3 protein-coding genes and 1 pseudogene are annotated in these 4,549 nt (G+C 50.6%); 2 read left to right on the forward strand and 2 right to left on the reverse strand.

Going from position 1 to position 4,549, the window contains the following annotated elements:
• A partial coding sequence (locus tag USH94_RS22280; RefSeq protein ID WP_111966130.1) for an ATP-grasp domain-containing protein occupies window positions 1–1,140 on the forward strand: 1,140 nt, incomplete at its 5' end.
• Window positions 1,133–2,263, forward strand: a complete 1,131-nt coding sequence (locus USH94_RS22285) for a trans-sulfuration enzyme family protein (RefSeq protein ID WP_111966129.1) — start codon at window positions 1,133–1,135, stop codon at window positions 2,261–2,263. The genes USH94_RS22280 and USH94_RS22285, both read left to right, overlap by 8 nt.
• A 450-nt stretch (window positions 2,264–2,713) precedes the next feature.
• Here the strand turns inward: USH94_RS22285 and USH94_RS22290 are convergent.
• Both USH94_RS22290 and USH94_RS22295 read right to left on the reverse strand, forming a co-directional pair.
• A pseudogene (locus tag USH94_RS22290) lies at window positions 2,714–3,130 on the reverse strand (IS3 family transposase); the annotation flags it as partial.
• Between the two features lie 266 nt (window positions 3,131–3,396).
• Complete coding sequence (locus USH94_RS22295) at window positions 3,397–4,386, reverse strand: tyrosine-type recombinase/integrase (protein WP_111966128.1); 990 nt, start codon at window positions 4,384–4,386, stop codon at window positions 3,397–3,399.
• Between the last annotated feature and the right edge of the window lie 163 nt (window positions 4,387–4,549).

Consider the following 4,549-nt stretch of genomic DNA (forward strand, 5'->3'; position numbering starts at 1 on the left):
CCCGTACTTATCACTTCGTCAAAATTCTATGATGGTTATGTAAGCCACATTAAGCATTGTTACTATCTTGATGATTATGATAATGATGATGATTCCCTTTATAAACTTTCAGAAAAGATATATCAAACAACACCTTTTGATTATGTTTTTTGCCGGGCAGAGGTCGATGTTATCCGTGCAGCTGAAATAAGAAGCCGTTATCAGATAACAGGACAGGTCCCGGAAAGTGCAGTCTGCTACCGGGATAAGTATCTTATGAAAGAGCAGCTATCCGGGAGCAAGATCCGTATGGCGCGGTTTCATAAAGCGGATTCCGAAGAGGATATTCTTTCATTTTCAGCCGATAGTCGTTTTCCTGTTGTGATAAAACCACGTCTCGCATCAGGCTCTGCCGGTGTTGCGGTTATTAAATCCAGAAATGAATTAAACATATATTTGAAAGACTCCTTTAATCCAGCTGCGGGTATGCTGATTGAGGAGTATATTGACGGTGAAATGTATCATGTTGATGGTCTGGTTGTTGGCAAAGAACTGAAATTCATTCAACCTTTTAAATATATTAACGACTGTCTTTCCTACCGTAAAAACCTGTATATTGGCAATATTCCTGTTGGAAAAGACACCTGTCTTTATTCACGACTGACTGAGACGACCAGAGACATTATCAGCCGCATGCCTGTAACTGAAAACTTTGCATTCCATTGTGAACTGTGGGTGACAAAACAGGACAATATCGTTTTCTGTGAAATTGCCAGCAGAACCGGTGGTGGGATGATCAGTTTTCTTATTGAAGCAATGTCGGATTTTAACATTGACAGAGCATGGTTGCTAGCTGAGTGTCATATTAATACTGTGCAATATCCTGTCTACCAAGAATATTTTTTGCGTTTTGGATGCGTGTGTATCCCCCCGGCAAACGGGAAACTTATCTCTTTACCCACGGAGTATCCGCCAGAGGTTCGCCGGACACATCTTACTGGGAAAGTCGGTGAAATTTATAATGGTGGAGAAAAATCAGGCCTTTACCTGATTGGGCATGTGGTGGAAGCCGATGATCCGGTATCGGTTCGGACGCTGTTCAGTGCCTGCTATGAGAACATCCATCATTGTCGTCACTGGGAATCGATCAGCAATGACTGACAGGGCTGCAAACGAAGAAAATCACGCATTTCCTCATCCACCAGTTTATCGGTTTACATCTGGTATTTATCAGGACTATCAGGCACTAGAACGGGCATCGAAGGATCTTCTGAAGCAACACTATCCACGTTATTCCCGTTTTGGTACCCCAATGACCGATGCTGTCGAACACGAAATTACCCGCCTTGAGGGCGGGTATGGCTCGTTAAGCACCTGTTCAGGTCTGGCTGCGATCACCTCGGTTCTGATGACATTTCTGCGCCCCGGCGATCACATTTTGCTTACGCGCACAGTTTATGAACCGGTCCATCGTTTTGTTTCGACCTTTTTACACCAGCTCGGCATAACCGCCACGTTTCTGACCTCTGCTGAGTTCAGTCACTGTGATGATTACCTCACGGACAAGACAAGGCTAATTTATATCGAATCCCCGTCGTCTAATATTTTCGAAGTTACCGATATTGGCGCCGTGGCGGTGCAGGCCAGGCAGAAAGGTATTATGACGGTGATGGACAATACCTGGTCCACCCCGGTACTGTTTAATCCACTGCAGCATGGCATTGATGTGGTTATTCATTCCGCTTCAAAGTACCTGGCAGGGCACTCCGATGCAGTGGTGGGCATTATCACTACAACGGAGCAATATTATGCGCCAATCCGACAGTACCTCATGAACGCTGGGATCTGCGCAGGCGGAGAAGAGTCCAGCAGTCTCTATAAAGGACTTAAGACGCTGACGACTAGGTTAAAAAACCAGCGTGAAACGGCACACCGGCTTATTGCTTTCCTGCTCGCACACCCCGCCGTAGAAACCGTTATCTCTCCTCATCTCACGTCGCATCCCGACCATGAAACGTACCGAAAATATTATCAATACAGCAATGGGCTGTTCAGTTTTTCTGTACGAAACACATCGAGTACCCGACGTGATGCTTTTTTAAGTCAATTCAGAACGGTAAAACTGGCCTATGGCTGGGGGGGCGTGGACAGTTGTCTGATCCCTTTCACACCTTCATACACGAGCAATGACGATCCAGAATGGCTTTTTTTCCGGGTCAGTGTCGGTCTTGAAGACGGCGATATCCTGATCGCTGAATTTTCATCAGCACTGTCCAAACTTTAAGTGCGGGAGAAAGTTAAGCAACTGATTTGGCATGAAAAATCTAATAAAGAAACGCTGTGTTCGAGCGAAAGCTGGAGGATGCCTCCTGTCAGTGAAACCAGTCTGGTCCGGGTGCTGATCCCGCTGACTGACGTCCAGTCGGTCAACTTGTTGTGACCTGCACCCCGTTATTCATACAGGATGCTGTCAGTAATGTCCGCAGATCGCTTAAAGCGGCCATATCAAATGTATGCAGGACAGGACTGGCTAGTAGCAAAATGAAGACGGTTGGGCATCTGGCCCACATGAACGGCGGGTCCCTGAACGCAATTTTCGCTCACATGGTTGTCGCATTTTGAAATGCAGCGTGAACCACTCGTTGCCTGCCATTGAGTAACTCCTAACTTCAAAAAAAACTTTATGAGGCTCGATCTGGTGGAGAGGACTGAATCGCCACGGATAATCTAGACACTACCGAGTCGTTGTTGGACTGACGCCGCCGAGGTGACTGTGGCGCCGGGCCCGGTTGTAGAATACTTCAATGTAATCGAAGATATCCGCCCGGGACAGATCCCTAGTTTTGTATATTCTCTTCCTGATGCGTTCTTTTTTCAGTGAACTGAAGAACGATTCGGCAACCGCATTATCCTGGCAGTTGCCAAGCCGGTTCATGCTCGGTACCAGGTTATTGGCCCGGCAGAAGCGCTGCCAGTCGTCATTGCCGTACTGACTACCTTGATCGCTATGTACGATGACCTCGCCGTCCGGTTTTCGGCGCCAGACCGCCATCATCAGCGCGTCGAGCGCCAGTTCGCGCTAGAGAGTGGGTTTCATCGACCAGCCGACCACATTACGGGCAAAGAGATCGATAACCACCGCCAACACGAGAGAAAGCCGAATACTTGTTAGGTTAAGCAAACTAGGATCGTACGGAGAAACCCTCATACCCATTTGAGGAGGGAGTTTGAATGAAGGCAAAAAGATCGCCTGTCACCCTGTAGGTCCAAACCATCCCGGCTCAGAATGGGAAACAGGGCAACCGGCAGACCTACGTTAACAAAAGTTCCGCTGTGGCACCATTCTAGAAATCGCGCAGTCTGCGGGCACCCTCATCTTATGTCCTGTAAACTTAATCTCTTACCATGTTGTTAAGTTCATATCAGATCCAGACGGTCACGAGCTGTGCGCAGGCGTGCCTCTCCACGGCGATCATACTGCTGGGTGGTGGTGACGCTAGCGTGGCCCATCGCATCCTTTACTGTGATTAAATCCTCGCCGTTATCTAGCATGGCGGTCGCAAAGGTTCTCCTTAAATCGTGCGGCGCGCATTTCGCTATCCCTGCCTGGCGCTGGCGTACCTGCAGAACATGGTAAACCGCCTGATCGGTGAGACGGTCGTTCGTCAGGGTGTCAAAGCGGCGGATACGGGTGAACAGCGGCCCTTCCTTCTCCCCGCGAACTTCTTCAACCCACTTTTTAAGCCGCTGCCAGGTGCCGGTCGGCATATAGGCCAGCCGCTCCTTGTTTCCCTTGCCCAGCACACGAAGTGCCCGTTCATTTGTGACAACGTCACACAATTCCAGAACCACGGCCTCCGACCGTCGCAGGCCGCAGCCGAGAATGACGGCCAGCATCGCCGCATCGCGGATGCCGATACTGGAATCATCGGCCTCACAGGCAGCAAACAGCGCACGGACCTCCTCCGGCGGCAGGGCACGGCCGCGCGGGAGACGGCTGCCGCGCAGGTTACGCACCGCCCGGATGTGCTGGAAGCTCTCGACATCCATGAGCTTCAGCATCCAGGCTTCCTTTGCCACCCCCTTCAGCGCCGAAAGGTAGGTGTTGACCGTGGCCGTGGCCCGGCCGGTGTCGCGCAACAGTTCGGTCACGGCCATCACGTGGTGGCGCCGCAGGCTGCCCCAGCTGCAGGACTCCAGGGAAGTGGCTCCGAGCATGCTGGCGACAATACTGAGGAACGAGGCCATGGTCTGCCGGCTGCGGGGGGAGTTGAGGGACAGCAGGTAGGCCCGGGCTGGGCTGACCGGCGCATTTTCACCGGACAGCGCCGGCAGCCATTCATCACCGGGTGGAATGACCACTGCGGGCAGACTCAGCTCCGGTTCATCATCGGGAATCAGAATCATGTCGGGCTCCGTTCGGGCCGTAAAGGAACCGGCGCGCTGAGTGAAAAATCTGGGTAAATGATACCGTCAGAGCGTACCGCAGTGAGGCTACTTTTTCAAACGTACAGTTTAATCAGGAGAATAATCCGTATTATACTTTTTGCACACGTTTATACTTTCATGC

It is taken from the genome of Enterobacter sp. 148H3, from assembly GCF_034107425.1.
Taxonomy (GTDB): domain Bacteria; phylum Pseudomonadota; class Gammaproteobacteria; order Enterobacterales; family Enterobacteriaceae; genus Enterobacter; species Enterobacter vonholyi.